Source organism: Shinella yambaruensis (genome assembly GCF_050859155.1).
Classification (GTDB): Bacteria; Pseudomonadota; Alphaproteobacteria; order Rhizobiales; family Rhizobiaceae; genus Shinella; species Shinella yambaruensis.
In genome coordinates this window covers 2,896,286-2,922,403 of sequence record NZ_CP150638.1, presented here as the reverse complement: position 1 = coordinate 2,922,403, position 26,118 = coordinate 2,896,286, and the positions used below count along the sequence as shown (strand labels likewise).

General features: G+C 66.0%; 23 protein-coding genes. 8 read left to right on the top strand and 15 right to left on the bottom strand.

What is annotated here, in order from left to right; genetic code table 11:
• Positions 1 to 7 precede the first annotated feature (7 nt).
• A complete protein-coding gene (locus WMC41_RS14320; protein WP_432344150.1) occupies positions 8 to 1,768 on the top strand; it encodes a recombinase family protein in 1,761 nt (586 codons plus the stop codon).
• Here the strand turns inward: WMC41_RS14320 and WMC41_RS14315 are convergent.
• The 5 genes from WMC41_RS14315 to WMC41_RS14295 form a co-directional block, all read right to left on the bottom strand.
• Positions 1,755 to 2,681 carry an IS110 family transposase gene (locus WMC41_RS14315; protein ID WP_432343942.1) on the bottom strand — a complete coding sequence of 309 codons (927 nt, stop codon included), beginning with the start codon at positions 2,679 to 2,681 and terminating at the stop codon, positions 1,755 to 1,757. The two genes, WMC41_RS14320 and WMC41_RS14315, sit on opposite strands and share 14 nt — an antisense overlap.
• A 128-nt stretch (positions 2,682 to 2,809) precedes the next feature.
• On the bottom strand, positions 2,810 to 3,736 hold the full coding sequence (locus WMC41_RS14310) for an IS110 family transposase (protein ID WP_432344148.1): 927 nt from the start codon (positions 3,734 to 3,736) through the stop codon (positions 2,810 to 2,812).
• 318 nt (positions 3,737 to 4,054) lie between these two features.
• Positions 4,055 to 4,561, bottom strand: a complete 507-nt coding sequence (locus WMC41_RS14305; RefSeq protein WP_432344145.1) for a DUF1993 domain-containing protein — start codon at positions 4,559 to 4,561, stop codon at positions 4,055 to 4,057.
• 106 nt (positions 4,562 to 4,667) lie between these two features.
• Positions 4,668 to 5,465 carry an extensin family protein gene (locus tag WMC41_RS14300; RefSeq protein ID WP_432344141.1) on the bottom strand — a complete coding sequence of 266 codons (798 nt, stop codon included), beginning with the start codon at positions 5,463 to 5,465 and terminating at the stop codon, positions 4,668 to 4,670.
• Positions 5,466 to 5,589: 124 nt separating this feature from the next.
• A complete protein-coding gene (locus tag WMC41_RS14295; protein WP_244767062.1) occupies positions 5,590 to 5,907 on the bottom strand; it encodes a hypothetical protein in 318 nt (105 codons plus the stop codon).
• Between the two features lie 384 nt (positions 5,908 to 6,291).
• Here WMC41_RS14295 and WMC41_RS14290 point away from each other — a divergent pair, with 384 nt between their 5' ends.
• The 3 genes from WMC41_RS14290 to queF all read left to right on the top strand — a co-directional run bounded on the left by WMC41_RS14290 (position 6,292) and on the right by queF (position 9,984).
• A complete protein-coding gene (locus tag WMC41_RS14290) occupies positions 6,292 to 8,481 on the top strand; it encodes an anthranilate synthase (RefSeq protein WP_432344138.1) in 2,190 nt (729 codons plus the stop codon).
• 131 nt (positions 8,482 to 8,612) lie between these two features.
• Complete coding sequence (locus tag WMC41_RS14285) at positions 8,613 to 9,533, top strand: cation diffusion facilitator family transporter (RefSeq protein WP_432344135.1); 921 nt, start codon at positions 8,613 to 8,615, stop codon at positions 9,531 to 9,533.
• Complete coding sequence (gene queF / locus WMC41_RS14280) at positions 9,520 to 9,984, top strand: preQ(1) synthase (protein ID WP_244767059.1); 465 nt, start codon at positions 9,520 to 9,522, stop codon at positions 9,982 to 9,984. The genes WMC41_RS14285 and queF overlap by 14 nt, the downstream gene beginning before the upstream one ends.
• Positions 9,985 to 10,014: 30 nt before the next feature.
• Here the strand turns inward: queF and WMC41_RS14275 are convergent, their stop codons facing one another.
• Complete coding sequence (locus tag WMC41_RS14275) at positions 10,015 to 10,593, bottom strand: HupE/UreJ family protein (RefSeq protein WP_432344131.1); 579 nt, start codon at positions 10,591 to 10,593, stop codon at positions 10,015 to 10,017.
• 245 nt (positions 10,594 to 10,838) lie between these two features.
• Between WMC41_RS14275 and WMC41_RS14270 the strand changes: the two genes are divergently transcribed.
• Together WMC41_RS14270 and leuA are read left to right on the top strand one after the other, a co-directional pair.
• Positions 10,839 to 11,417: an ATP-dependent Clp protease proteolytic subunit gene (locus WMC41_RS14270; RefSeq protein ID WP_117366840.1), complete on the top strand. Its 579-nt coding sequence runs from the start codon at positions 10,839 to 10,841 to the stop codon at positions 11,415 to 11,417.
• A gap of 451 nt (positions 11,418 to 11,868) precedes the next feature.
• Complete coding sequence (gene leuA, locus WMC41_RS14265; protein ID WP_432344128.1) at positions 11,869 to 13,578, top strand: 2-isopropylmalate synthase; 1,710 nt, start codon at positions 11,869 to 11,871, stop codon at positions 13,576 to 13,578.
• A gap of 90 nt (positions 13,579 to 13,668) precedes the next feature.
• On the opposite strand, the gene WMC41_RS14260 is transcribed toward leuA, so the two are convergent.
• The 4 genes from WMC41_RS14260 to WMC41_RS14245 form a co-directional block, all read right to left on the bottom strand.
• Entirely contained in the window at positions 13,669 to 14,526 is an 858-nt protein-coding gene (locus WMC41_RS14260; RefSeq protein WP_288081475.1) for an anti-sigma factor family protein, read from the bottom strand.
• Positions 14,526 to 15,044 (bottom strand): RNA polymerase sigma factor, encoded by a 519-nt coding sequence (locus WMC41_RS14255; RefSeq protein ID WP_024270476.1) that lies wholly within the window; start codon positions 15,042 to 15,044, stop codon positions 14,526 to 14,528. The genes WMC41_RS14260 and WMC41_RS14255 overlap by 1 nt, the downstream gene beginning before the upstream one ends.
• 196 nt (positions 15,045 to 15,240) lie before the next feature.
• Positions 15,241 to 15,858 carry a hypothetical protein gene (locus tag WMC41_RS14250; protein ID WP_398431075.1) on the bottom strand — a complete coding sequence of 206 codons (618 nt, stop codon included), beginning with the start codon at positions 15,856 to 15,858 and terminating at the stop codon, positions 15,241 to 15,243.
• A 129-nt stretch (positions 15,859 to 15,987) separates the two neighbouring features.
• The gene (locus WMC41_RS14245) at positions 15,988 to 16,890 is read right to left on the bottom strand and encodes a metallophosphoesterase family protein (protein ID WP_432344123.1); all 903 of its coding nucleotides are present in this window, start codon (positions 16,888 to 16,890) and stop codon (positions 15,988 to 15,990) included.
• Between the two features lie 110 nt (positions 16,891 to 17,000).
• Here WMC41_RS14245 and WMC41_RS14240 point away from each other — a divergent pair, with 110 nt between their 5' ends.
• Positions 17,001 to 17,498 (top strand): NUDIX domain-containing protein, encoded by a 498-nt coding sequence (locus WMC41_RS14240; protein ID WP_432344121.1) that lies wholly within the window; start codon positions 17,001 to 17,003, stop codon positions 17,496 to 17,498.
• A 2-nt stretch (positions 17,499 to 17,500) separates the two neighbouring features.
• Here the strand turns inward: WMC41_RS14240 and WMC41_RS14235 are convergent, their stop codons facing one another.
• Complete coding sequence (locus WMC41_RS14235; RefSeq protein ID WP_432344119.1) at positions 17,501 to 18,487, bottom strand: glutathione S-transferase family protein; 987 nt, start codon at positions 18,485 to 18,487, stop codon at positions 17,501 to 17,503.
• Between the two features lie 211 nt (positions 18,488 to 18,698).
• On the opposite strand from WMC41_RS14235, the gene WMC41_RS14230 reads away from it, so the two are divergent.
• Positions 18,699 to 19,301: a GNAT family N-acetyltransferase gene (locus WMC41_RS14230; RefSeq protein WP_432344117.1), complete on the top strand. Its 603-nt coding sequence runs from the start codon at positions 18,699 to 18,701 to the stop codon at positions 19,299 to 19,301.
• Positions 19,302 to 19,592: 291 nt separating this feature from the next.
• Here WMC41_RS14230 and WMC41_RS14225 read toward each other — a convergent pair whose 3' ends face one another.
• The 4 genes from WMC41_RS14225 to WMC41_RS14210 all read right to left on the bottom strand — a co-directional run bounded on the left by WMC41_RS14225 (position 19,593) and on the right by WMC41_RS14210 (position 26,112).
• Positions 19,593 to 20,126, bottom strand: coding sequence for a glyoxalase superfamily protein (locus WMC41_RS14225; RefSeq protein WP_432344114.1), 534 nt, complete (start codon positions 20,124 to 20,126; stop codon positions 19,593 to 19,595).
• Positions 20,127 to 20,313: 187 nt separating this feature from the next.
• A complete protein-coding gene (locus tag WMC41_RS14220) occupies positions 20,314 to 22,386 on the bottom strand; it encodes a hypothetical protein (protein ID WP_432344112.1) in 2,073 nt (690 codons plus the stop codon).
• Position 22,387: 1 nt separating this feature from the next.
• Entirely contained in the window at positions 22,388 to 25,195 is a 2,808-nt protein-coding gene (locus WMC41_RS14215) for a DUF4159 domain-containing protein (protein WP_432344110.1), read from the bottom strand.
• On the bottom strand, positions 25,192 to 26,112 hold the full coding sequence (locus tag WMC41_RS14210; RefSeq protein ID WP_432344108.1) for a DUF58 domain-containing protein: 921 nt from the start codon (positions 26,110 to 26,112) through the stop codon (positions 25,192 to 25,194). The genes WMC41_RS14215 and WMC41_RS14210 overlap by 4 nt, the downstream gene beginning before the upstream one ends.
• Between the last annotated feature and the right edge of the window lie 6 nt (positions 26,113 to 26,118).

The window sequence follows — 26,118 nt, the reverse complement described above, 5'->3', positions numbered from 1 at the left end:
CGTCCCCATGAGCATTACCCGTTCAGCGCCCCGCGTCGCCCTCTACGCCCGCTATTCCTCCGACAATCAACGCGACGCCTCCATTGAGGACCAGTTGCGCCAATGCCGCGAGCGCGCCGCCCGCGAGGGCTGGACCATCGTGGAGAGCTATTCCGACCGCGCCATATCAGGCGCGTCGCTCATCCGTTCCGGCATCCAGTCGCTTCTTGCCGATGCGCAGGCAGGCCGCTTCGATATCGTGCTGTCCGAGGCGCTGGACCGCATCAGCCGCGATCAAGAGGATGTGGCGGGCGTCTTCAAGCGCCTGCGCTTCGCAGGCGTCACCATCGTCACCCTGTCCGAAGGCGAGATCAACGAGCTTCACGTCGGCCTCAAAGGCACCATGAACGCCCTGTTCCTCAAAGACCTCGCCATCAAGACCCATCGCGGCATCAGGGGCCGTGTGGAAGCAGGAAAGATCGGCGGCGGCAATGCCTATGGCTATCGCGTCGTCCATCAACTTGACGAACGCGGCGAGCCGATCCGGGGCGAACGCGAGATCATCGAGGAACAGGCCGAGGTCATCCTCCGCATCTTCCGCGAATATGTCGCCGGAAAAGGGCCGCAGCGCATCGCGGCAGACTTGAACCGCGACTGCATCCCCAGCCCCACCGGCAAACGCTGGAACGACACCACGATCCGAGGTAACCGGATCATCAGTTCCGGCATCCTGAATTGCGAGCTCTATGTCGGCATCATCCGCTGGAACCGACAGAAGAAGCTCAAGAATCCCGACACTGGCCACTTCGCCTATCGGCTCAACCCTGAAAGCGAATGGATACGCGCGGAGGCTCCCGAGCTTCGCATCGTGCCGCAAGAGCTATGGGATGCGGCCAAGGTGCGGCAGGACGAGTTGACTGCGCTCTACAAGAACCAGATCGAGGCGTCGCGCGAGGGCATGAAGCGCAGCCTTGCCAGGAATGGCGCGCTCAACGCCACCCACCGTCCGCGCACTCTGCTGTCCGGTCTGTTGTTCTGCGGTTGCTGCGGTGGTTCGTATGCCCGTCGCGGACAGGACCGCTACGCCTGCACCAACCATGTGCTTGGTAACGGCTGCGATAACGCCCGGAGCATCGCCCGCGAGGCTCTGGAAGCCCGTGTTCTGACCGGTCTGCGCGAGCGCATGATGACGCCGGAAATGGCGGCAGAAGCCATGCGCGCCTACGCAGAGGAAACCAATCGCCTCAACCGCGAGTGCCGCCAGACGCAGGACGCGACCCGCCGCGATCTGGCCGAGACGATTAAGGCCATTGCCGAAATCGTGCGCGTCATCGAGCAAGGCGGATGGCACCGCGCTCTGTCCGACCGCCTCACCGAGTTGGAGGCGAAGCAAGACAGCCTTACCGCCCGCCTGCCGGAAGCCCCGCAGGGCGCTCCCGACATTCATCCCGGCATCGCCGAAACCTATCGACGCAGGATTGAGCGCCTGACAACTGCACTCGAACACCCCGACGACGCGGCGGAAGCGGCCGAAGCCGTCCGGGAGATCATCGACCGCATCGTCATCACCCCCGTCCCGACGCGCCGCGACTTTTCTATCACCCTGCAAGGCGAGTTGGGTACAATCCTCGACTGGATCGAACGTACCGGAAAACCCGGCTACAGACCTAATCCCGACGTAGGTTCAACCCGTTTGTCGGTCTCGGTGAAAACTCGGGCTCGACCCGAGGATCCACCCACACGGCACGCCGGAGGGAGTGGCATGGCAACTGTGTTCAAGCGAAGTTAGTTTTGTCGCGCTGCATTGCATTGAGGATCGTGATGAGCTTTCTTGCGACGGCGATGATGCCGGCCTTTGCGGAACCTGTTCTGGCTGAGACGGCCTGATGGAAGGCGCGCAGGCGCGCTGAGGCCTTGATCGCGCCGAGGGCCGCCATGTAGAGGGCCTTTCGCACCCTTGGCCTGCCGCCCTTGATGCGGCGGCGGCCGGATCTCCTGCCGGAATCGTCATTGAAGGGAGCAAGGCCGGCAAGGCTTGCGGCTGTTTTGGGCGAAAGGCTGCCGAGTTCGGGCATATGGGCCAGCAGGGTCAAGGCTGTCACCTTGCCCACGCCGGGCGCGGAGGTAAGGCGGTGCGCCTGCTGAGCGAGATGTCCATTCTTCATCTGCTCGTCGATCGCAGCCTGGATCGAGGCGATCCTCTCGCCGAGGATGGCGATCATGGCCTCGATGTCGGCGCGGACGGCGGGATCGAAGGCATCGCAAAGATGCCGGCGCTCGGTTGCACGGGCATCGACGAGCTGGTCCCGGCGGCGGGCAAGGGCCGCCAGCCGTTCGCGCACCGGGCAAGGCGGCGCCTCGGCCGTCAGGCCGAACATGGTTCCCATCTCGCAAAGCGAGCGGGCATCGATGCGGTCGGTCTTGGCCAGCCGTCCCCGCGCTTCGGCAAAGCGCCGGGCCGTCTTCGGGTTGACGCGGGCAAAGGCGATGCCGGCCTGCGAAAGACACAGGCGCAGCAGCCGGTCGCAATGACCTGTCGCCTCGAAGACGACCAGGTCGGTGGCCGGGTCGAGGCCACGGGCAAAAGCGGACAGCGCGGTCTGCTCGTTGGGAATGCGGCAGAACCTGGCCGTTCTCGGATCGAAGATGTCGATCATGTCCTTGCCGATGTCGCAGCCGATGAAGGTATGGTGTATCGTCATGGCGCCTGCTCCTGTGTGCGGGGTCTGTGGCGACAGCCCCGTGCAACTGTTCAGGTTGATGGGCGAAGCGGGAAGGGACCAAGCCACGCCGCGGCCTGCCGTCACAAACGGCGGCCTGGCAACTGTGTTCAAGCGAAGTTGGTTTTGTCGCGCTGCATTGCATTGAGGATTGTGATGAGCTTTCGCGCGACGGCGATGATGCCGGCCTTTGCGGAGCCTGTTCTGGCTGAGACGGCCTGATGGAAGGCGCGCAGGCGCGCTGAGGCCTTGATGGCGCCGAGGGCCGCCATGTAGAGGGCCTTTCGCACCCGTGGCCTGCCGCCCTTGATGCGGCGGCGGCCGGATCTCCTGCCGGAATCGTCATTGAAGGGAGCAAGGCCGGCAAGGCTTGCGGCTGTTTTGGGCGAAAGGCTGCCGAGTTCGGGCATATGGGCCAGCAGGGTCAAGGCTGTCACCTTGCCCACGCCGGGCGCGGAGGTAAGGCGGTGCGCCTGCTGAGCGAGATGTCCATTCTTCATCTGCTCGTCGATCGCAGCCTGGATCGAGGCGATCCTCTCGCCGAGGATGGCGATCATGGCCTCGATGTCGGCGCGGACGGCGGGATCGAAGGCATCGCAAAGATGCCGGCGCTCGGTTGCACGGGCATCGACGAGCTGGTCCCGGCGGCGGGCAAGGGCCGCCAGCCGCTCGCGCACCGGGCAAGGCGGCGCCTCGGCCGTCAGGCCGAACATGGTTCCCATCTCGCAAAGCGAGCGGGCATCGATGCGATCGGTCTTGGCCAGCCGTCCCCGCGCTTCGGCAAAGCGCCGGGCCGTCTTCGGGTTGACGCGGGCAAAGGCGATGCCGGCCTGCGAAAGACACAGGCGCAGCAGCCGGTCGCAATGACCTGTCGCCTCGAAGACGACCAGGTCGGTGGCCGGGTCGAGACCATGGGCAAAAGCGGACAGCGCGGTCTGCTCGTTGGGGATGCGGCAGAACCTGGCCGTTTTCGGATCGAAGATGTCGATCATGTCCTTGCCGATGTCGCAGCCGATGAAGGTATGGTGTATCGTCATGGCGCCTGCTCCTGTGTGCGGGGTCTGTGGCGACAGCCCCGTGCAACTGTTCAGGTTGATGGGCGAAGCGGGAAGGGACCAAGCCATGCCGCGGCCTGCCGTCACAAACGGCGGCCTGGATCCTCTCGGCCTCCTTCCCGCAACCATCTTACATCAGACCAAACACACAGGATCCTCTCGGCCTCCTTCCCGCAACCATCTTACATCAGACCAAACACACAGGATCCTCGGGTTAAACCCGAGGATGACGGTGGAGAGGGGAAAAAGGTTTTTAACAACAAAGCGCTAGGGATATGGCACCTGCGCCGCTCGGCCCGTTCACGTCCGGCCGAGATAATCCAGCTTGCCGACGGGAACGCCGTTGTGGCGCAGGATCGCGTAGGCGGTGGTCAGGTGGAAATAGAAGTTCGGCAGGGCGAAGGTGAGGAGATAGTCCTTGCCGGCATAGCTCGTCTCGCCGCCGCGCGTCTTCACCACGACGGTGCGTTCCGCCGCGTCCTTAAAGGCGGATTCCGGCACGGTGGCAAGATAGGACACGGTGTTCGCGATACGGACGCGCAGGTCGGCGAGCGTCGTCTCGTCGTCGGCAAAGCTTGGCGCCTCCGTGCCGGTCAGGCGGGCGGCTGCCCCCTTGGCGGTGTCGCTCATGCGCTGGATCTGGCCGGCGAGCGGCAGCATGTCCGGCGCAAGGCGGGCGTTGACCAGGATCTCCGGCTTGATCTTCCTTTCCTCGGCGAAGGCCTCGGCCTTGTCGAGCAGCTTGGAAAGCACGGTGAAACCGCGCTGGAAGGCGGGGATGGAGAGGTCGTAGGGGGTGATGGACATGGCGGGAACCTTGTTGGGCGGGAATGGCGGATGGCCACAAGTGGCCATGCCTGACATAGGCGCTGCCGCCGGGCCTTTTCAGGAGCGGGGTAAAATATAATCGCATCTACCAGCAATAGCGGTAGCCGCCGCGCCGCTCCTTCACGTCGAGATGCAGGTGGTTCTGGTGCGCGGCGTCGCTGCCGGGGTCGAGCACCGTGGTGAAGTAGAGGCACGCCGCCTCCGTGATCGCGCGCTGGAAGGCGCCTTCCAGCGTCGGCTCCTTGTCCGCCGGGCGGATCGTGACGGTCTTGCCGCTCTTCAGTGCAAAGCCGGCAATGTCGACGGCATTGCCGAAGGCATGCTCGGAAATCCTGCCCTCGTCCGCACCATTGCGGTTGCGGCAGACATAGGCCGAGGCCTGGGAGAGCACGGTGATGGCCTCGCCCGGCATGGCGGCCTCAAGGGACGGTTTCACCGATTCCTCCATCCAGCGGGCAAGCTGCAGCGCGGTCTCGCAACGGATCGTCGCCGCGGGCTCGACCTTGATGCCGCCCGACAGGCCCTCGAGCAGGACGGGCCTGTCGATGCCGCAGGCCTTGCCGTCGTCGACGGCGGGTGCCTCCTCGAACAGGGCGCCGATGGCCTTCAGCGCCACCCGGCAGGCAGCCTCCTGCCCGTCGTCCTCCCGAGGGCGTTCCTTCGCCTTCTCCACGTCGTCCTTCATCTCCTGCCCGGATTCGATCGTTTCCGGCGGCGCCTTTCCGGCATCGTCGCCGGCCGTCTGCTCCGGCCGTGTGACCGGGAGGGGGCCTTCCTCCGGCAGGTCGGCAGCGCCGGCCAGGATGAGGGCGGCGGCGAAGAGGGCCAGGACAATCCCGGCGAAAATGCGCAGCGGTTTTGCATGAAAACCGGGAGCGGGCATGTTTCCACGGGGCGAAGGAACGCGGAAGCGGTCTGGGCGAGGCAGCGTGGCGATGGTTCCGTCTCCCGGCTGACAAGATCAGCGAGGAAACGCCGGAAAACCGATTTGGTTGCCGGTTGAGCGGTCAGATGCCCGCGCCGTGGGTGATTTCCATTGCCGGCGGACAGCGGCCGGCGCAGTCGTTTATGATCGTGCGCACGCGCTGGATGAGATGGATGCTGTCGCCGCTGTCATTGTCCTCGATGATGTCGAGGAAGAAGCGCACCATGGTGCAGGCTTCGGCGGCATCGCGCGGGTCGTGCCGATAGATGGTGTCGAAGGCGCGGGCGATCCTGCCGTCCAGTCCCTTGAACTCCGGCGTTTCATAATCCGCGATCGTTTCCGCGAGCAGGACCTGCATTTCACGGAACTGTTCCACCATGATGGAGACCATGGGTTTCATGCCTTGATGTCGATGTCTAGGGCGCTGCCATTAGCATGCGCTCACAAAAGGAGCAAACTTCCGAACATGGCGAAAATTCGCCATATTGACAGATTGTTTCACCATGCCGTTTCCTCGCGCAGCAAGCACAACGGCCGGTGATGCGGAGGCGCAACATCCGGAAAGCAGCGTCAGGGCCGTCGCAATCGGTCTTGCGCACGCCCGCACTTCACGCTAACACTCCGCTCATGAAAAAGATGATCATCATCGCTGGCTGGTGGTGGGCTCGCTGAGGCGGCCTTGACCAGTCATGCGTGATTGAGACGACAAGCCGCCCGAAACCTTCGAGGCGGCTTTTTCTTTTGGGCCGTCTTGAGCGAAGCGGGCCTGAAACGGAGTTGGGGAATGGCCACGAAAATCCTGGAAGACGGCGCCGAAGCCTACGAGACGAAGGGCGGGGTGACCGTCACGCGCCGCCGCCGCGCCGCCGATTATGCGCACGCGATTTCCGCCTATGTCGACAAGCTCGACGAACGGCGCGGCGCGGTCTTCTCGTCGAACTACGAATATCCCGGCCGTTATACCCGCTGGGACACCGCCGTCGTCGATCCGCCGCTCGCAATCTCCTCCTTCGGCCGCGCCGTCTGGATCGAGGCCTATAATGCCCGCGGCACGGTGCTGCTTTCCCTCATCGCCGACCGCCTGGCGGATGTGCCGGAACTCGCGCTCGGCGCCCGCACGGAAAACCGTCTCGATCTCGAGGTGAAGCTGCCCGACCGGGTCTTCACCGAGGAAGAGCGCTCCAAGATGCCGACGGTCTTTACGGTGCTGCGCGCCGTCACCGACCTCTTCCATTCGGACCAGGATGCCAGCCTCGGCCTCTACGGTGCCTTCGGCTACGACCTCGCCTTCCAGTTCGATGCGATCGACCTGAAGCTGACGCGGCCGGACGACCAGCGCGACATGGTGCTGTTCCTGCCGGACGAGATCCTCGTCGTCGACCACTATGCCGCCAAGGCCTGGATCGACCGCTACGACTTCGCCAAGGACGGGCTTTCGACGGAGGGCAGGGGCGAAGCGATCGCGCCGGAGCCGTTCCAGACCGTCGACGTGATCCCGCCGCATGGCGACCATCGTCCCGGCGAATATGCCGAGCTGGTGGTCAAGGCCAAGGAGAGTTTTCGCCGCGGCGACCTCTTCGAGGTGGTGCCCGGCCAGAAGTTTTTCGAGCGGTGCGAGAGCAAGCCGTCGGAAATCTCCCGCCGCCTCAAGGCGATCAACCCGTCGCCCTATTCCTTCTTCATCAATCTCGGCAACCAGGAATATCTCGTCGGCGCCTCGCCGGAAATGTTCGTGCGCGTCTCCGGCCGGCGCATCGAGACCTGCCCGATCTCCGGCACGATCAAGCGGGGCGACGATCCGATCGCCGATTCGGAACAGATCCTGAAGCTGCTGAACTCCAAGAAGGACGAATCCGAGCTCACCATGTGCTCGGATGTCGACCGCAACGACAAGAGCCGCGTCTGCGAGCCGGGGTCGGTCAAGGTCATCGGCCGCCGGCAGATCGAGATGTATTCGCGCCTCATCCACACGGTCGACCATATCGAGGGGCGCCTGCGCGACGACATGGACGCCTTCGACGGTTTCCTCTCGCATGCCTGGGCCGTCACGGTCACCGGCGCGCCGAAACTCTGGGCGATGCGCTTCATCGAGGCGCATGAGAAGAGCCCGCGCGCATGGTATGGTGGGGCGATCGGCATGGTCGGCTTCAATGGCGACATGAACACGGGCCTCACGCTGCGCACCATCCGCATCAAGGACGGCATTGCAGAGGTGCGCGCCGGGGCGACGCTGCTCTATGATTCCAATCCGCAGGAAGAAGAAGCCGAAACCGAACTGAAGGCCTCCGCCATGATCGCAGCCATCCGCGACGCCAAGTCCGGCAACTCCGCCAAGGTGCAGCGCGACGTCGCGGCCGTGGGTGCGGGCGTGAACATCCTGCTCGTCGACCACGAGGACAGTTTCGTCCACACGCTCGCCAACTATTTCCGACAGACGGGCGCGAATGTGACGACCGTGCGCACGCCGGTTCCCGAAGAGGTGTTCGACCGCATCAAGCCGGATCTCGTCGTGCTCTCACCCGGCCCGGGAAGCCCGAAGGATTTCGACTGCAAGGCGACGATCAAGAAGGCGCGGGCGCGCAACCTGCCGATCTTCGGCGTCTGCCTCGGCCTGCAGGCGCTCGCCGAGGCTTATGGCGGGGAGCTGCGCCAGCTCGCCATTCCCATGCACGGCAAGCCCTCGCGCATCCGCGTGCTGGAGCCGGGCATCGTCTTCTCCGGCCTCGGCCGCGAGGTGACGGTCGGGCGCTACCACTCGATCTTCGCCGACCCCGCCACGCTGCCGCGCGATTTCATCATCACGGCGGAGAGCGAGGACGGCACGATCATGGGCATCGAGCATGCCAGCGAGCCGGTCGCCGCCGTGCAGTTCCATCCCGAATCGATCATGACGCTCGGCCAGGACGCCGGCATGCGGATGATCGAGAACGTGGTCGCCCACCTTTCCAAGAAAGCGAAGATAAAGGCCGCCTGAGGCTTTGACAAAACGGCCGAACTGGCCGATACCGACGCCAAGAGAAAACCGCGTGCACGTCCCCGTGCGCGCGGTTTTGCGTTGATGGACCAGGCTTTTTGCAACTCGGTTGCATGCGCATGGAGAATGGCATGGAAAATTCGGATCGGGTCAAGCGGCTGGCGCTCTGGGGCATTCCGCTCTCGCTTTTCGTGATGGGGCTGAAGCTCATCGCCTGGTGGGTGACGGGCTCCGTGGCGCTCCTCTCCGACGGGCTGGAATCGAGCGTCAACGTGGTCGCCGCCATCGTCGCCTTCGCGGCGATCACCTATGCGGCAAAACCCGCGGACAAGACGCATCCCTTCGGCCACCACAAGGCGGAATATCTCTCGGCGGTCCTGGAGGGCGTGCTGATCGTGGTCGCGGCGCTGCTGATCGTCGCGGAGGCGGCGCCGGCGGTGCTTGCGCCCGCGCCGATGGAGGCGCCGGCACTGGGTCTTGCCATCAACTTCCTTGCGGGCGTGATCAACGCGGTCTGGGCCTTCACCCTCATTCGCGCGGGAAAACGCTATCGCTCGCCGGCGCTGTCGGCGGATGGGCAGCATATCCTGTCGGATGTGGTCACGTCGGCGGGCGTGCTCGTCGGCCTCCTTCTCGCCATCGCCACCGGCTATGCGGTGCTCGATCCGCTGCTGGCCGTGCTCGTCGCGCTCAACATCCTCTACCAGGGCTGGAGGGTCATTGCCCATTCGGTCGATGGCCTGATGGACCATGCGGTCGAGCCGGAGGAGGCCGAGGCCATCCAGGCGGCGATCGCCGCGCATGGCGCGGGCTCCCTCGGCGTGCACGACCTGAAGACGCGCAGGGCAGGGGCGGCGACCTTCGTCGACTTCCATCTCGTCGTGCCGGCGCGGATGCCCGTGGGCGAGGCGCATGACATCTGCGACCGGCTCGAGGATGCCATCCGTGCCGTGCAGCCCGGCGCGCAGATCGCCATCCATGTCGAGCCGGAGACGGAAAAGGCGCATGGAATCAAGGTGAAGATCGAGGAGGTTCACAATGAGCAAGACTGACGTATCGGGACTGTCGCAGCTCGGCCAGGCGGTCGACCTGCCGTCCAACCCGGAGGCCGCCGTTCTGGAGAAGGTGCCGAGCAACCATGGAGGCACGGATTTCGTCGTGCGCTTCACGGCGCCGGAATTCACCTCGCTCTGCCCGATGACCGGCCAGCCGGATTTCGCGCATATCGTCATCGACTACATCCCGGACGGCTGGCTGGTCGAATCGAAATCGCTGAAGCTCTACCTGCACTCCTTCCGCAACCACGGTGCCTTCCATGAGGACTGCACCATCGATATTGCCAAGCGGCTCGTCGGGCTGCTGGAGCCGAAATGGCTGCGCATCGGCGCCTACTGGTATCCGCGCGGCGGCATTCCGATCGATGTGTTCTGGCAGACGGGCGATGCACCGAAGGGCGTGTGGATCCCCGAGCAGGGCGTGCAGCCCTATCGCGGGCGGGGGTGAAGGCGGCGGTTCTTCCGCCGCCCCCGGATGTCAGCCGAAGGCGAGCACGAGGCCGGCGAGCGCCGTGACGGCCCCGAGGATGCGCGCCGCTGCGCCGCCGCCCGAAAGGCGCGCGATGCCGAAGCCAAGGCCGATGCCGGCGACGTGCAGCAGCGCTGTCGCGACGACGAAGCCGGCGCCGAATTCGAGGGCGCCGGCGCTGCCGAGCTCGCCGCCATGGGCATGGCCGTGGAAGAGCGCGAAGACGGCGACGATCGCGGCCGAGGCCGCCGTGTCGAGTTTCACCGCCATGGCCACGAGTAGGCCGAGCGCGACGACCGAGGCGAGGATCGCCGGCTCGACGAAGGGCAGATCGACGCCCGCAAGCGCAAGGCCGAAGCCGATCGCCATGGTGGCGACGAAGGCGGCCGGCACACCCCAGAGCGCCTTGCCGCCGATCTGCGCCGCCCAGAGGCCGACGGCGACCATGACGAGGATATGGTCGAGGCCGAAGAGCGGATGCGAGAACCCGGCCATGAAGGAGCCGTGCTCTTCCGGATTGAGGTGGGCGAAGGCCGGTGCGGCCGTGACGGCGAGCGCGGCCAGCGCCAGCGGGATGCGTCTGATCATGATGTCCCCTGTTCCGCCGGCCTTGGGGAGCAGCCGGCGCCTTTTTCGATAAGGCCGCATCGTAGGAGCGGTGCCGGCGCCAAGTCCATACGCAAAGTGCGCAACGCGCCGGGCGTATTTACCCTGTTTTCCGGTGGCGCGGCGAGGCTCTATCGCCCCTTATCGGTTTTGTTGCATTGTCTTGGCCAGTGAGTCGCATTATCTGACAGCGACAGGACTATTGACGAGCAATCCGGAGACTTTGGATGAGCGACGAAGACGACAAGAAGACGGAACTGCCCCTGGGCAAGGAAACGGAGGCGAACCTTTTCAAGTCGCGTTCGATCTTCATCTACGGGCCGATCAACCAGGAACTGGCGCAGAAGGTCTGCTCGCAGCTCGTGGCGCTCGCCGCCGCCAGCGACGAGGACATCCGCATCTACGTGAATTCGCCGGGCGGCCATGTCGAATCGGGCGATTCGATCCACGACATGATCAAGTTCATCAAGCCGAAGGTCTGGATGATCGGCACGGGCTGGGTCGCCTCGGCCGGTGCGCTGATCTATGTCGCCGCGCCGAAGGAACAGCGCCTTTGCCTGCCGAACACCCGCTTCCTGCTGCACCAACCGTCGGGCGGCACCCGCGGCATGGCGTCGGACATCGAGATCCAGGCCCGCGAGATCATCAAGATGAACGAGCGCCTGAACAAGATCTTCGCCGACGCCACCGGCCAGCCGATCGAGAAGATCGCCAAGGACACGGACCGTGACTACTGGCTCTCGGCCGAGGAAGCCAAGGGCTACGGCCTCGTTTCGCGCATCGTGACCTCGCAGGCGGATATCTGATCCGCCCTTGCCCCTCATCCCCCTGCCGGGACCTTCTCCCCGCAAGCGGGGAGGAGGGGCAGAACGGAGAGCCCATCGTTCCTCTCCCCGCTTGCGGGGAGAGGATGCCGGCAGGCAGGTGAGGTGCGCTTCGGCAAAAATCCTGCGCCCCGCTTGCCCTTTCGTCTCTCCCCCGCTATAAGCCGCCTCATGTTGAAGACCAGCGCACAGATCATCGAACGAGTTTCCCGCGGCAGCGCAGCTGTCCGCGAGCGTTCGCGCGGCTTCTCCTCGCTTCTTCTTCTCGGCCTTACGCGCGGTTGCCGGGTTCGCTGAGGAGCGCCCGGCGGCCGAAAAGCCCGTCCGGCGATAGCTCCTCGTTTCACCCCTACGCATGAATTCCGGTGCATTCGCCCTCGTTAGGCGCTATGACGCATTTCGCGAATGCCGGGACGACGAAGAGACGAAGACGATGATTTTGAAGACCCATTCCCCCAAGCAGGGCATGCCCGAGGCGCCCGTCAAGTACCAGGCCTATCCGACGATCGACATTGCGGACCGGACCTGGCCCAGCAAGACGATCACCGAGGCGCCGATCTGGTGTTCGGTGGACCTGCGCGACGGCAACCAGTCGCTGATCAACCCGATGGGCCACGACCGCAAGGCCCGCATGTTCCAGCTCCTGCTCGACATGGGGTTCAAGGAAATCGAGATCGGTTTCCCCTCCGCCTCGCAGACTGACTTCGACTTCGCCCGCTGGTGCGTCGAGGAGGGCAACGTGCCGCAGGACGTGTCCCTGCAGGTGCTGGTGCAGTGCCGGCCGGAGCTGATCACCCGCACCTTCGAGGCCCTGGAAGGCGCACACAAGCCGATCATCCACTTCTATAACTCCACCAGCGAATTGCAGCGCCGCGTGGTGTTCGGCAAGGACGTCGCCGGCATCAAGCAGATCGCCACCGATGCCGCCAAGATGATCACCGACATGGCCGCCAAGGCCGGCGGCGGCTACCGTTTCGAATATTCGCCGGAGAGCTTCACCGGCACCGAGCTGGAAGTGGCGCTGGAGATCTGCAACGCGGTCGTGGAGATCGTCAGGCCGACGGCGGACAACAAGCTGATCCTCAACCTGCCGTCCACCGTCGAGATGGCGACGCCGAACATCTATGCCGACCAGATCGAATGGATGTGCCGCAACATCGACAACCGCGAGAACGTCATCATCTCGCTGCACCCGCACAATGACCGCGGCACCGGCATCGCCGCCACGGAACTGGCGCTGATGGCCGGCGCGGACCGCGTCGAGGGCACGCTGTTCGGCAATGGCGAGCGCACGGGCAATGTCGACGTCGTGACGCTGGCCTTGAACATGTACACGCAGGGCGTCGATCCCAAGCTCGACTGCTCCGACATCGAGCGCATCAAGGCGGTCTACGAATATTCCAACGAGATGGCCATTCCCGAGCGCCACCCCTATGTCGGCGAACTGGTCTATACCGCCTTCTCCGGCTCGCACCAGGACGCCATCAACAAGGGCATGAAGGCCATCAGGCAAGCCAACAAGCCGATCTGGGAGGTGCCCTACCTGCCGATCGACCCGCAGGACGTCGGCCGCTCCTACGAGGCGATCATCCGCATCAACTCGCAGTCCGGCAAGGGCGGCATCGCCTACATCCTGCAGGAGGACTACGGCATCAACCTGCCGCGGAGCCTCCAGGTGGAGTTCCGCGAGGAGATCCAGCGCATCACCGACGAAGAGGGCGTGGAGCTGCCGTCGAAGCGCATCCATGAAAGCTTCATGCAGCGCTACGTCACGCAGCCCGGCACGCGCCTGCGCTTCGTCGACCATCACACCTATCCGGACGACGCAGGCCAGAAGGGCACGCGCATCGTTGCCGCCGAGATCACCGATGGCGGCGAGACGAAGCGCATCGAAGGCAAGGGGACCGGTCCGATCGACGGTTTCATCAATGCCCTGTCGATCTATCTCGGCATCCCGATGTCGGTGGCGGACTATTCCGAGCACTCGCTCCAGCACGGCTCCAACGCGGCGGCCATCGCCTATGTGGAAGTCGAGCATCCGGGCGGCAAGCTGTTCGGCGTCGGCATCAACACGAACATCGTGACGGCCTCGCTCGAAGCCATCGTCTCGGCCGCCAACCGCGTGCTCGCCGTCCGCGGCTGAGCCGCGACGATCCCGGAACAGAAAAAGCCCGGCAGCATCGCTGCCGGGCTTTTTGGTGTCCGTGATCTGCGGCGCCTGTTGCGCGGATGCTCAGATCGTCGAGGAAACCGTCTCGGCGATGCGCTCGAGGGCCGGATCGGCAGAGGGGCCGACCACGACATAGGACGCGCTGCCCTTCTGCCAGGAGACGAGGCCGATATCGTTGCGCATGCTTTCGGCAAGGGCCGTGACGGTTTCGACCGGATCGCTCTGGACGAAACAGATGGCGAAGACCTCGTTCTGCGCATTGCGATAGAGAAGCTGGGCGGCCGGTTTGCCGCCGGCGACCAGCAGGCGCGCGCCCTCGAAGGTCAGGTTCTGGTCGGAAAGGTCGGGCAGCGTGAAGGGCACGCCCGTGCTGGCCGTCAGCCATTCGACGATATGCTCCTTCTCGCTTGCCGGCACTTCCACGAGATGGCGTGTCTGGCGGGCATAGATGCGATGGTAGTCTGCAATATCATCCAGCCAGGTGCGGGCAGGGGCGAACTGGTTGGAGGCGAGCCGGGACACGCCGTCCTGCCGTTCGCCGACGAGATAGCCGGCGGCGCCGCCGGCAAGGAACAATACGAGCGAGGCGGCGAGTGCCTTCGGCCAGAAGGCCGAGGGACGGCGCGGGGCGGCGGCGGCGACCGGAATGGCGGCGAAACCCGCCGGCGACGGCTCGTCGTCCTTCTTGCCGGCCTCCTTGATGTTGCGCACCAGATCGAGCGGGATCGGCTCCTGCAGCAGCTTGTCGAAGGCGCGGGCGCCGAACTCGCTGCCGAGCTTCAGCTTCTCGAAGACCATGCGCGCATCGTCGTTCTCGGCGAGGATCGCGTTGATCTCGTCCATTTCCGCTTCCGGCAGCTGGCCGTCGAGATAGGCCGACAGGCGGACTTCGAGCGGAAGACCCTGTGTGCTCTCCACCATCAGGCCCTCCTTTCCATCTGTTCGGAGATCATGGCCGCAAGGCGGATGCGGGCGGCCGAGAGCCGGCTCATCACGGTGCCGATCGGTATGCCCAGAATATCCGCCGCCTCCCGATAGCTGTGGCCTTCGACATTGACGAGGAGAAAGACGCTCGAAAGACCTTCCGGCATGGTCATGATCAACTTGTGCAACTGCTTGGCATAGACCGCCTTGTCGGCTGACGCTTCGATATGCAGGCTATCCTGCTCGGCGACATCTACCGTGCCGGACCCTGTGCGGACCTTTCGCTTGCGGATCTCGTCCACCCAGAGATTGCGCGTCATGGCATAAACCCAGCTTTCCAGCCGGCCTTCCCCGTTCCACAGATGGCTCCGCGTGATGGCCCTTTCGCATGCCTCCTGTACGAGGTCGTCGGCATCGCTGCCGTTGCGCGTCAGCGTCATGGCGAAACGGCGCAACTTTGGCAGCAAATTGACCAGTTCTCGCCGGAACTCATTCGATTCTGCCGTCGGACGCATTGCTTTTCCAAGGAAACGTTCGGGATCAAAACTCTATTCGCTGCCGGGCGGGCGGCGACCGTCTGATATGAAACATTCTTCCTAGTGTCTGCAAGCATGAACGGCATCCGGGAGCGCAGTTTCCCGCGTTCCCTCCAAGATTGATCCCCTGTTGGCCCGCGCCGTGCCGTTTTGGCACGGCGTCGCCAACCATGTGTCAGTAAGTGGTGCGCTCGCCGCCGAGCGACTGAAGCAGCGCACGGTAGGCCCAGGTATTCTCGCCGCCGCGGTCGCGGATCTCGACGAGCTGGACGCGGGCGCCTTCGACATCGCCCTGTTCGAGCAGGGCCTGGCCCATATAGGAGCGGGCGAGGATGTAGTTCTCGTCCTTCTGCAGCGCCCGCTCGTAGTAGGTCATGCCCAGCGCCATGTCGCCGAGCTTGCGGGTGTTGTAGCCCATATAGTTGAGGATGCGCGGGTCCTCCTGGTCATAGGCCGCGCGCAGCGCCCGCAGCGCGTTCTCATGCTGGCCCGCATAGGCGAATTCGCGCGCCGCCTCGTAGAGCTTGTCGTCGATCGTGCGCTCGGTCTTCTTCTGTTCTTCCTCCTTGGCCTCGTCCTCGGGCGCCGTGCCCTCGGCCGGCTTCAGGTCCTCCGGCGCGACGCATTCCTTCTTCTCGTCGTTCCAGATCTTGCCGTCGGTGCAGGTCGTCGTCGTCTCGGTCGCGACCGGTGGCGTCGTCGTGTCGGAATCGGCGGCACGCGCGGCCGAAAGCGCCGTCAGCGAGACGGCGGCGCAGAATGAAAGCAGCATGGTGTGGCGGAGCATGGTCATGGGTTCCCTCTCGATCGTTCGCCTGCCTGGCGCTGGCCGTCCGGGAGCGGGCCGGCCCTCTGGTGACCCTGGAGGGCGGGCCGCTCTAAGAAGATGATACGGGCGAAGGAGGGGTTTTATTCGCGCTTTTCAGAACCGCGTGGTTTCCGCGAGAGACAGGGCCAGGCCGTCCTGCGTCAGGGCGTATCGCTCGCGCATCACGTTCCAGTTCCCCGGCGCGCCGGAGATCGAGAACAGGTTGTAGCCGGCCGGCGGCTTGTGGCCGCCCGGCCCCTGCGAGGCGGAGGCGATGCCGACGACCGGGATCTGCTTTGCCTGCCCGGGCAGCCAGTGCACGGTGTTGAGGTGGGTGTGGCCGTGCAGCACGAGATCCGCCCCGCCGGTCGAGACGGTCGCGGCGAAGCGGCGGATGCCGATCATGCGCTTGTGGAACGAGGTCGCGCCGCGAATCGGCGGATGATGGATCAGCACGACGCGGAAGAGGCCGGCCTCCTCGGCTGCCCGCAGGAGATTGACGGTCTCGCGGGCCTGACGGCTGCCGAAATAGCCGGATGCGGCAAAGGGCGGCGTCGCGACCGCCGTCGAGCAGCCGATGATCGCCACCTGATCGCGCACCCGCATGTAGGGAAAGACGTGGAAGTCGTCATGCCATTCGGCCGGCCCGTTGTCGCCGCGCATGTAGGGATACCAGGCCCTGGTCGATTTTTCGTAGGCGCCCGGCACGTAGGCGTCGTGGTTGCCCGGAACCACCGAGACGTTTTCCGGCGTGCCCGCCTCTGCCAGCCAGCGCTTGACGGCCGTGATTTCCAGCGAAGAGGCGAGGTTCACGAGGTCGCCGGTGATCGCCAGATGATCGGGATCGCGCCGCTCGATATCGTCGAGCACGATGTCCAGCGTGTTGGCGAAGAGGTGCCGGCGGCGGTTGCGATGCCAGTTGACGAAGCCGGTGATGCGTTTGGAAAAAAGCTCCAGGAAGGTGAGGGCGGGGAGCGGGCCGAGATGGACGTCCGATATATGGGCAAGTCTGAACATATCCTTCCTTAGAGCATAAGATGCGCAAGGGGAACGCAAGGCGTGGATATTCCCTGGCCTTTGGCGCGGTGAGACTTGATTTGGCCGAACGCTTCCGGCGAAGTGCCGCCATGGACCAGGACAAGCCCGCCGCCCCGCCCACCCGCAGCCGCCTCACGCGGCTCGCGACGCGCGTGCTGCACGGCTATTTCGCGCTTTCGCGCGGCATGACGATGGGCGTGCGCGCCGCCTGTTTCGACGAGGCCGGCCGCCTCTTCCTCGTGCGCCACAGCTACGTGCCCGGCTGGCACCTGCCGGGCGGCGGCATTGAGCGCGGCGAGACGGCGCTGGAGGCGCTGGCCAAGGAGATGCGGGAGGAGGGCAACCTCATCCCGGGGGCGCCGCCGCGGCTCGTGCACGTCTACTTCAACCGGCAGACCAGCAGGCGCGACCATGTCCTCCTCTATCGCTGCGAGGGCGTCACCCAGTCGGCGCCGCGCCTGAAGGACCGGGAGATCGTCGAGGCCGGCTTCTTCGCGCTCGACGCGCTGCCGGCCGACACGACCGCCGCCACCCGAAGGCGGCTGGAGGAGCTTGCCGGCCGGGCACCGTTTTCGGACGTCTGGTAGGTTCAGGCCGCTTTCAGCCGATCCCGGCCATGCGGCACGGTCAGGTCGAGCTCCGGGCCGACCGGCACGATGCCCGTCGGGTTGATGGTCGTGTGGCTGCGGTAATAATGCTCCTTGATGTGGCGCATGTTCACCGTGCCGGCGACGCCCGGCACCTGGTACAGGTCGCGCAGGTAGCCGGAAAGGTTCGGATAGTCGGCGATGCGGCGGATATTGCACTTGAAGTGGCCGACATAGACCGGATCGAAACGCACCAGCGTGGTGAAGAGCCGCCAGTCGGCCTCCGTCAGGCGGTCGCCGGTGAGATAGCGCCTCTTCGAAAGCCGTTCTTCGAGCTGGTCCAGCATCTCGAAGAGCCTTTGTACGGCGGCCTCGTAGGCCTCCTGCGTCGTCGCGAAGCCGGCCTTGTAGACGCCGTTGTTGACGCTGTCGTAGATCGCCTCGTTGAGGGCGTCGATCTCGGCGCGCAGCGGCTCGGGATAGTAGTCGTCGCGCGAGCCGGTGAGGCCGTCGAAGGCGGAATTGAACATGCGGATGATCTCGGCCGATTCGTTCGAGACCAGCCGGTTCTGCTTCTTGTCCCACAGGACGGGCACGGTGACGCGGCCGGAATAGTGCGGATCGGCCTTCTGGTAGATTTCGTGGAGCGCGGCGGCGCCGAACAGCGGATCGAGCGTGCCGCCGTTCTCGCCCTTGAACTCCCAGCCCTTCGACAGCATCAGCGGATCGACGACGGAGACGGTGATCAGGTCCTCCAGCCTCTTCAGCCTGCGGAAGATCAGCGTGCGATGCGCCCAGGGACAGGCATAGGAGACATAGAGGTGGTAGCGCCCCGCCTCCGCGGCAAAGCCGCCTTCGCCCGAAGGCCCCGGGGCGCCATCCGGCGTGATCCAGTTGCGGAACTGCGAGGCGGCGCGCTTGAAATGGCCCTTCGTCGATTTCGTGTCATACCAGACGTCATGCCAGACGCCGTCCACGAGCATGCCCATGATGGTCTCCTTCTGCGGCCCTTCGCGGCCAAAACGTGCGGCCATAGTGAGCGCATGGGCGGGACGTGGATAGGTGCATTTTGATGAACAGTGCGTTTTGCTCTTTGACAGACACGAAATTTCTGCTATCCGCGCAGACCAGCACCGGCGCTCACGCCGGCAGGGAAGACGAAACGCGCATGTTCTACACCGGAACCCCACGACGACGCTGATGCTCCTGCTGCGCCCCCTGGCGGCGGCGCGATCCCCCGCATCCCTCGTTTCGTCTCCGGTTCCCCGATCCATGAACATGCTCAAGCACGACCTCGTCTACCTGACGGAAGATGCCTCCCACGACGCGGCCATCGAACACATCAACGAAGAAGCCTTCGGCCCCGGCCGGCATGTCCGCGCGGCTGCGCGCATCCGCGAGCAGGGGCCGCACGACCTGTCGCTGTCCTTCATCTGTACCGATGATGGAGAGACGATCGCCTCGGTGCGCATGACGCCGGTTCTGGCGGGCGGCGTGAAGGGGCATCTTCTCGGCCCGCTCGCCGTCAGGCCCTCGCACAAGAACCGGGGCATCGGCCGGGAGCTCCTGCGCATCGCCTGCGCCGCCGCAAAACGCAAGGGCTCGGAAGCCGTCGTGCTCGTCGGCGATCCGCCCTATTACGGCCCGCTCGGCTTCGAGAAGGTCGCCTGGAACGCGCTGACCTTCCCCGGCCCCGTCGATCCCGCCCGCGTGCTCGTCATGCCCTTTGCGGCCGATACGCATGAGCGGCTGAAGGGGGTGATTGCGTGGCGGTGTGACGAGGGGGTTACTCCCAGCGTTTGAGGCATCCCCTCATCCGGCTGCCGCCACCTTCTCCCCGCAAGCGGCAGAGCGGTCGCCTATGGAATTCGACATTGCCGTTCTCCCCTTCTCCCCCGCGGGGAGAAGGTGGCCCGAAGGGTCGGATGAGGGGGTGGTTCCGCCGGATCGTCTGCGCTTCCGACCTCCCCCTCATCCGCCTGCCGGCACCTTCTCCCCGCGGGGGAGAAGGAGATGGGGCAACGGTTTCCTTCCATATGCGATCGCTCTGCCGCTTGCGGGGAGAAGGTGCCGGCAGCCGGATGAGGGGCTTTCTCAGTCCTTCAACTCCATGAAGCGGATGTGGTTGTTGAACGGATCCGTCACCGTCACCTCCAGCCGCGAACCCTCGTCCTCCAGCCCCGGCTTCATGTAGCGGTAGTCCTTGCCGATCAGCTCCTTCTGGAAGGCGCGGATGCCGGTCATGTAGACGACCATGTTGCCGCCGGGCGTGGCATCGCCCGCATGTTCGGAAAGGTGCAGCCTGAGCCCGCCGCGCGAGACCTGCGTATAGAGCGGAAAGTTCTCGCCGTAGCGATGCTCCCAATCGACGGTAAAGCCGAGGAAGCCGAGATAGAATTCGTGCGCCTTCGGCACATCGAAGATGCGCACGATCGGCACCGCCTGCTCGAACTCGATACCGTTCACCGGCTTCGCTTCGATCCTGGCGCACAGGATGTTCCACGTCTCGACGCCGAACTGGCGGGCGACGATTTCGAGGGCTTCGCTGTGGGTGATCTCGATGGCGCGGGCGGCGAGCGCCTCCCGCAGGGTTTTCGCCATGGTTTTTGCGTCGCGAAAATCGCGCATGTCCGTTCCTCATCTCAAGGCGAAGTCTTCGTCAGTGCCCGCATTGCCGACGCCTTCGCCAACGATGAACGGTGGTGAAAGGTTTTCAGGGAGGCGTTCGCCATGCCTTCGGAAAAGGCGCGGGTCTGCCGGCCGCCTCCGGCCGTGCGGCGAGACTAGCCGAACGGCAGGCGCGACGCCAGAGAGACTATCGCCCTTCGCGATACCACATGGCCGAGAAGGCAAGCAGCAGGAGGCCGACGCCGGCGAAACCGGCGAAGAGCGGCAGCGAGTTGATGCCCTTCAGCACCGTCTCGTCCGTCATGCGCAGCGACAGGCGGTTCTCGTCGACCGTGCGCACCTGGCCCGACACCGGCAGCAGCGGCGGCAGGGAAACCGTCTCGCCCTCCGCATCGACCAGCCGGCGCACCGTGCCCTTGGTGGCGTCGGCGAGCGGCATCAGGCTCTCGGTGGTCGAGATCGTCGCTTTGAATTCCGGCGCGTCGACCGCGCCGACATGAACCAGAGCGGAGAGATCGTCGTTGGTGATCTCGTAGAGGCCGGTCTCCGCCGTCGGCACCTCGGCTCGGTAGAGGCCGGGCTCGGCCTCGCTCAGCGTCACCTGCTGCGTCGCGCCGGAAGGCAGCTTCAGCGTTGCCTCGCCGGGTGCGTCGCCGATCGTCTGGCGGTTGATCTGGAGCGTGCGGCCGAAGGTGCGCGCGGTCAGCGCCTCCTCTTCCAGCGCCGGCTCCTGCATCAGCCAGTGGGCGGTGCGCCGGTAAAGCGAGACATGCGGGCCGCCGCCCTCGAAGCCGCGCGCCCAGAGCCAGCCCTGGTCGGAAAGCAGCATGGCGACGCGGCCCTTGCCGGCGCGGTTCAGCACGAGGAGCGGCTTGCCGTCATTGGCCTCCATCACGACATTGCCGTCCGGGCGCTGCACGTCGACGGTGCGGAACCAGCGGCCCCAATGGGGCGGTTCCTCGTTCGCGCCTTCGAGGCCTCGGGTGACGGGGTGCTTCTTGCCCTGGTCCGAGAGGCGGGGGTAGAAGGCCGCCTCGTTCATCGCGCCGGTCGGGTTCGCCGGCAGCACGACGGAGAGCGGCGTGCCGGCGATGGAATCGTTGCCCGCATGCTCAGGCCCGGCGGCGATCAGCAGCGCGCCGCCGTTTTCGACATATTGCGCGATGTTGTCGTAATAGAGGATCGGCAGCACGCCGCGGTGCTGGTAGCGGTCGAAGATGATGAGGTCGAATTCGTTGATCTTGTCGACGAACAGTTCGCGCGTCGGGAAGGCGATCAGCGAGAGTTCGTTGATCGGCGTGCCGTCCTGCTTTTCCGGCGGACGCAGGATGGTGAAGTGCACGAGGTCGATGGCGGTGTCGGACTTTAAAAGGTTGCGCCAGGCGCGCTCGCCGGCATGCGGCTCGCCGGAGACCAGCAGCACGCGCAGGTTCTCGCGGATACCCTCGATGACATGGACGGCACGGTTGTTCGCCGTGGTGATCTCGCCTTCGACCGGCTCGACCTCGAATTCCAGGATGTTGTTGCCGCCGCGCGGCACGGTGAAGCGGAGCGGTTGTTCCGTGCCCGGCTGCGCGATTTCCGAGGCGATCTCGTTGCCGTTGAGGCGCACGGTCACGCGGGCGGTGTCGCCGGGCCCGGCGCCGTCGTCCACCACGCGGAATTTCAGCTCCTGCGGCTCGCCGACGATGCCGAAGCGCGGCGCGCTGACGATCTCGATGCGGCGGTCGAACTCGTCCGGCCGGCCGGTGACGAGCGCGTGCACCGGCGCCTCGAAGCTGGAGAAGGCGGAAGCCTCCGGAATGTCATGCACCTGGCCGTCGGTGACGAGGATCGCGCCGCCGACGCGCGAGCGCGGCACATCGGCGATTGCCGCGTTGAGCGCGTCGAAGAGGCGCGTTGAAGGCGTGTCCGACGTGCCGTCGTCGCCCGCTTCGACGATGCGCGGCTCGATGCGGGGATAACGGGCGAAGCGTTCTTTCAGGCCTTCCAGCGCGGCGTTGGTCTGGGCGGTGCGCTGCTCGTTGTCCTGGCTCTGGCTGCGGTCGACGATGACGGGCACGACGGTCGACAGCGCCTCGCGGTCCTCCTGCAGGAAGACCGGGTTGGCGAGGGCGAGGACCAGCAGGGCGAGCGCCAGCGCGCGGATGACGGCGCCGCGCAGGCCGCGCCAGAAGCCGAGGGCGGCAAGCGCAAGGCCGACAAGGCCGATCGCGGCGATGGCGAGCCAGGGCAGGAAGGGGGAGAATTGCAGGGTCATGTCACTGCCCCAGCCGTTCGAGGAGGGCGGGCACGTGTACCTGGTCCGCCTTGTAGTTGCCGGTGAGCATGTACATCATGATGTTGACGCCGGCGCGGAAGGCGTGGTCGCGCTGGATCTCGTCCGGCGGCACGGTCGGCAGCAGCGCCATGCCGTTGGCGTCGACCGCCCAGGCGCCGGCGAAATCGTTGCCGGTGATCATGATCGGCGAGACGCCGTCGCCCGCGCGGGCCGGCCGGCTCGGGTCCTCGGCACGGTCCAGCTCCGCCTCGATCCAGAGCGGGCTTCCGGCATAGCGGCCGGGGAAATTCGCGAGCAGGTAGAAGGCCTTGGTCAGGACGTGATCGGTGGGCACGGGCTCGAGCGGGGGAATGTCGAGGCTGGCGAGGATCGCCTGGAGGCGTTCGGTGTTCGGGCTCGTCGAACTGCCGTCGAGCGAGACGAACTGGTCGCGCGTGTCGAACAGCACCGTGCCGCCATTGCGCATATAGGCGTCGATGCGGCTGATCGCGGCGCTGGAGGGCATTTCGGCGCTGGCGCTCACCGGCCAGTAGATGATCGGGTAGAGCGACAGCTCGTCCCTGGAAATGTCGATGCCGACCGGCTCGCCGGGCTCCAGCGTGGTGCGGTAGGTGAGGAATTCCGTGAGGCCGGCTAGGCCGCGCTCGGAAATGCGGTCCACCTCGCCCTCGCCGGTGACGACATAGGCAAGATGTGTGGTGTCGAGCCGCGACAGGATATTTTCGTCGCCCGGTTTTGCGTCATCCGCCCGGCTTTCGGACGGCAGCGCCGCCAGCGCGCCGGCCATGAGGGTCAGCAGCACGGCGGCGGTGGCGCCGCGCTTCGGCATGCTTCGGGCCGCGGCGGCGAAGGCCCCGCCCATGAAGAGCACGATGGCGCAGTCGGCAAGCAGCAAGAGGGCGGCGAGGGTGAAGAGATGCGGCTTCAGCGACCAGGTCTCCTTGCCGGCGAGCGGCTCGCGGACGGCGGCGCCTTCGGCGACGGCGAGCGGGCGGATTTCGTGACCCGGCGGGAAGAGGTTGTGGGCGACGTAGCCGTCCTCCGTGCCGTAGAGGCCAGGCGGGTTGTCGAAGCTGGCGATCGCCCTCGTGGCGTTGCCGGCGGCAAGCGGTTTGGCCTCGCCGGTGGCGGCGGCGAGCGTGCCGTTCGCCGTCATCAGCCGGTAGGGCGGCAGGCCCTGCGTCTCGGCGCCGTTGCCGGTGGAGACGCCGCCGCCGCGCGAAAGCTGCACGGTGCGGCGGAGCATTTCGACGAAATCGCCGGAGAGCGGCAGGTTGGACCAGCCGGTTTCCGCGCTGACATGGAAGAGCACGAGGCGGCCGGAGCCGAGCGGGCCGGTCGTCACCAGCGGCGTGCCGTCGGCAAGGCTCGCCCAAGTGCGCTCGGCAAGGTCCGGCGTCGGCTCGGCGAGCACCTGGCGCTTGACGAGGATGCCTTCAGGCGCGCGCATGCCGGCAAAGGGGCTGTTCGCCGGATAGGCGGAGAGCGGCTGCGGCTCGGACCACGAAAGAGCGCCGCCGAGCGCGCGTTCGCCCTTGCGCAGCATGACCGGCACGAGCGGATCGTCCGCCGGTGCGGCGGCAAGGCGCGGGCCGGCAAAGCGGATCAGCATGCCGCCGGCCTCGATCCAGCGCTGAACTTCGGCCTGTACGTCCTCCGGCAGGCGGCCGATATCGGCCATGATCAGCACGGAGGGGTTCTGTTCCAGCAGTTCGGGGATGGCGACGGAGAGGTCGGCGACGCTCGGCTCGATCAGGTCGGCATAGGGGGCGAGGGCGCGGTTGATATAGTGCAGCGGCGAGAGGAGGGGCTGGCTGGCATCGACCACCTCGCCGGAGAGGAAGGCGACGCGGCGGCGGCGGAAGCCGTCGTCGAGCAGATACGTGCCGCCGGCATTGGCGAGGCCGTCGATGGTGATGCGGGCGAAGTCGTTGCGCAGCTCGAAGGGCGCGGTGATCGTGCCGGTCGTCGTGGTGCTGCCTGCGGCGAAATCGGCGGTGCCCGTCGCGATGGGGCGGCCGCGCGAATCGTGTGCCGTCAGCGGCAGGCTGCGTGCCGGGCCGCCGTCGAGGCGGGTGAGGGTGACGGATAGCGCGTCCGCGCCGTTGCTGGCGGTAGTGATGGCGACGGCGGGGGCGCCGTCGCCGGCGATCAGGCGGAAATCGGCCGGTGAAAGTGCTTGCAGCGCGGAGACCGTCTCGTCCGTCTCGCTGCCCGCCATGCCGTCGCTGATGAAGGCGAGGGTGCCCGGCGCGGTTCCGTCGAGCGCGGTGCGCAGCGAGGCGACGGCCGACGCGCGGTCGGCCGGGAGCGGGCGGACTTCGGCGGCGGCGAGGCGGTTGCGCGCCGTCGCGGCATCGACCGGCACGGCGTCGTGCTGGCGGTCGGCGGTCAGCACCAATGAGATCGGCACGTCGCGGCTTTCCGCGTCGTCGATCAGCGTCGAGGCCGTGTCGATGCGCTGCTGCCAGTCGGTGGCCGAGGCCCAGCTGTTGTCGATGACGAGGGCGAGGGGGCCGCTGCTTGCCAGCGTATTGGTGCGCGGGTTGAAGACCGGGTCGGCGATGGCGAAGATGATCGCGGCGGCCATCAGCATGCGCAGCAGCGTCAGCCACCAGGGGCTTTGCGCCGGGGTCTCCTCGCGCTTCATGATCGAGGCGAGGATGGCGAAGGGCGGGAAGACTTCGGTCAGCGGCTTCGGCGGCGTCAGGCGCAGCAGCCACCAGATGACCGGCAGCAGCACGAGCGCGGTGAGGACGGCGGGAAAGGCGAAGGCAAAGGCGCTCATCGGCCGCGGCCCTCCGTCCTCATCGCCGGCATGCCGGAGAGATACATGTGCACGGCGACCAGCGCCTCGGAGGCGAGGCGGTCGGTGCGGTGGGGCACGAAGCTCCAGCCGAGATGGCGCAGATTGTCGGCCAGCGTCTCGCGCCGGGCGACATAGGCGCGGGCATAGTCGTTCTTCAGCGTCTCGGCGCGGCCGGCGGTGAGCTTCTGGCCGCTTTCGGGATCGGTGAACTCGGTGCGGCCGACATAGGGGAAGGTCTCTTCCGCCGGGTCGGCGATCTCGACGACATGGCCTCTGAGACCCCGGCGGGCGAGGGGGGCGAGGCGTTCCATGACATCCTCGACGGGATCGAGGAAATCGCCGATCAGCACGATATCGCTGTTGCCGCGGATCATGCTCGTCTCCGGCAGGCCGCCGGTCATGCCGGCGTGCATCAGCGCGGTGGCGAGGCGTTCGGCGGCGTTGCGCGCGGCGATCGGCTCCATGATGCCGGGGCAGCCGATGCGCTCGCCGGAGCGGGCGAGGATTTCGGCGAGCGCCAGCATCAGCACGAGCGCGCGGCTTTCCTTCGAGACGCTGCCGAAGGTCGATTTGTACATCATCGACGGAGAAAGATCGGCCCAGACCCAGACGGTGTGCGCGGCTTCCCATTCGCGGTCGCGCACATAGGTATGGTCGTCGCGGGCCGAGCGCCGCCAGTCGATGCGCGACAGGCTCTCGCCGTCGACATAGGGGCGGAACTGCCAGAAGTTCTCGCCGATGCCGCGCTTGCGGCGACCGTGCCAGCCGGCGATCACGGTGTTGGCGAGGCGCTGGGCCTCCACCATGCAATCGGGGATGAGGGCGGCGCGGGCCTGCGCCCGCGAGAGAACCTCGCGGGTCGGGGTCGGTTGGACGATCTGGCCGACGGTCGCCATGTGATC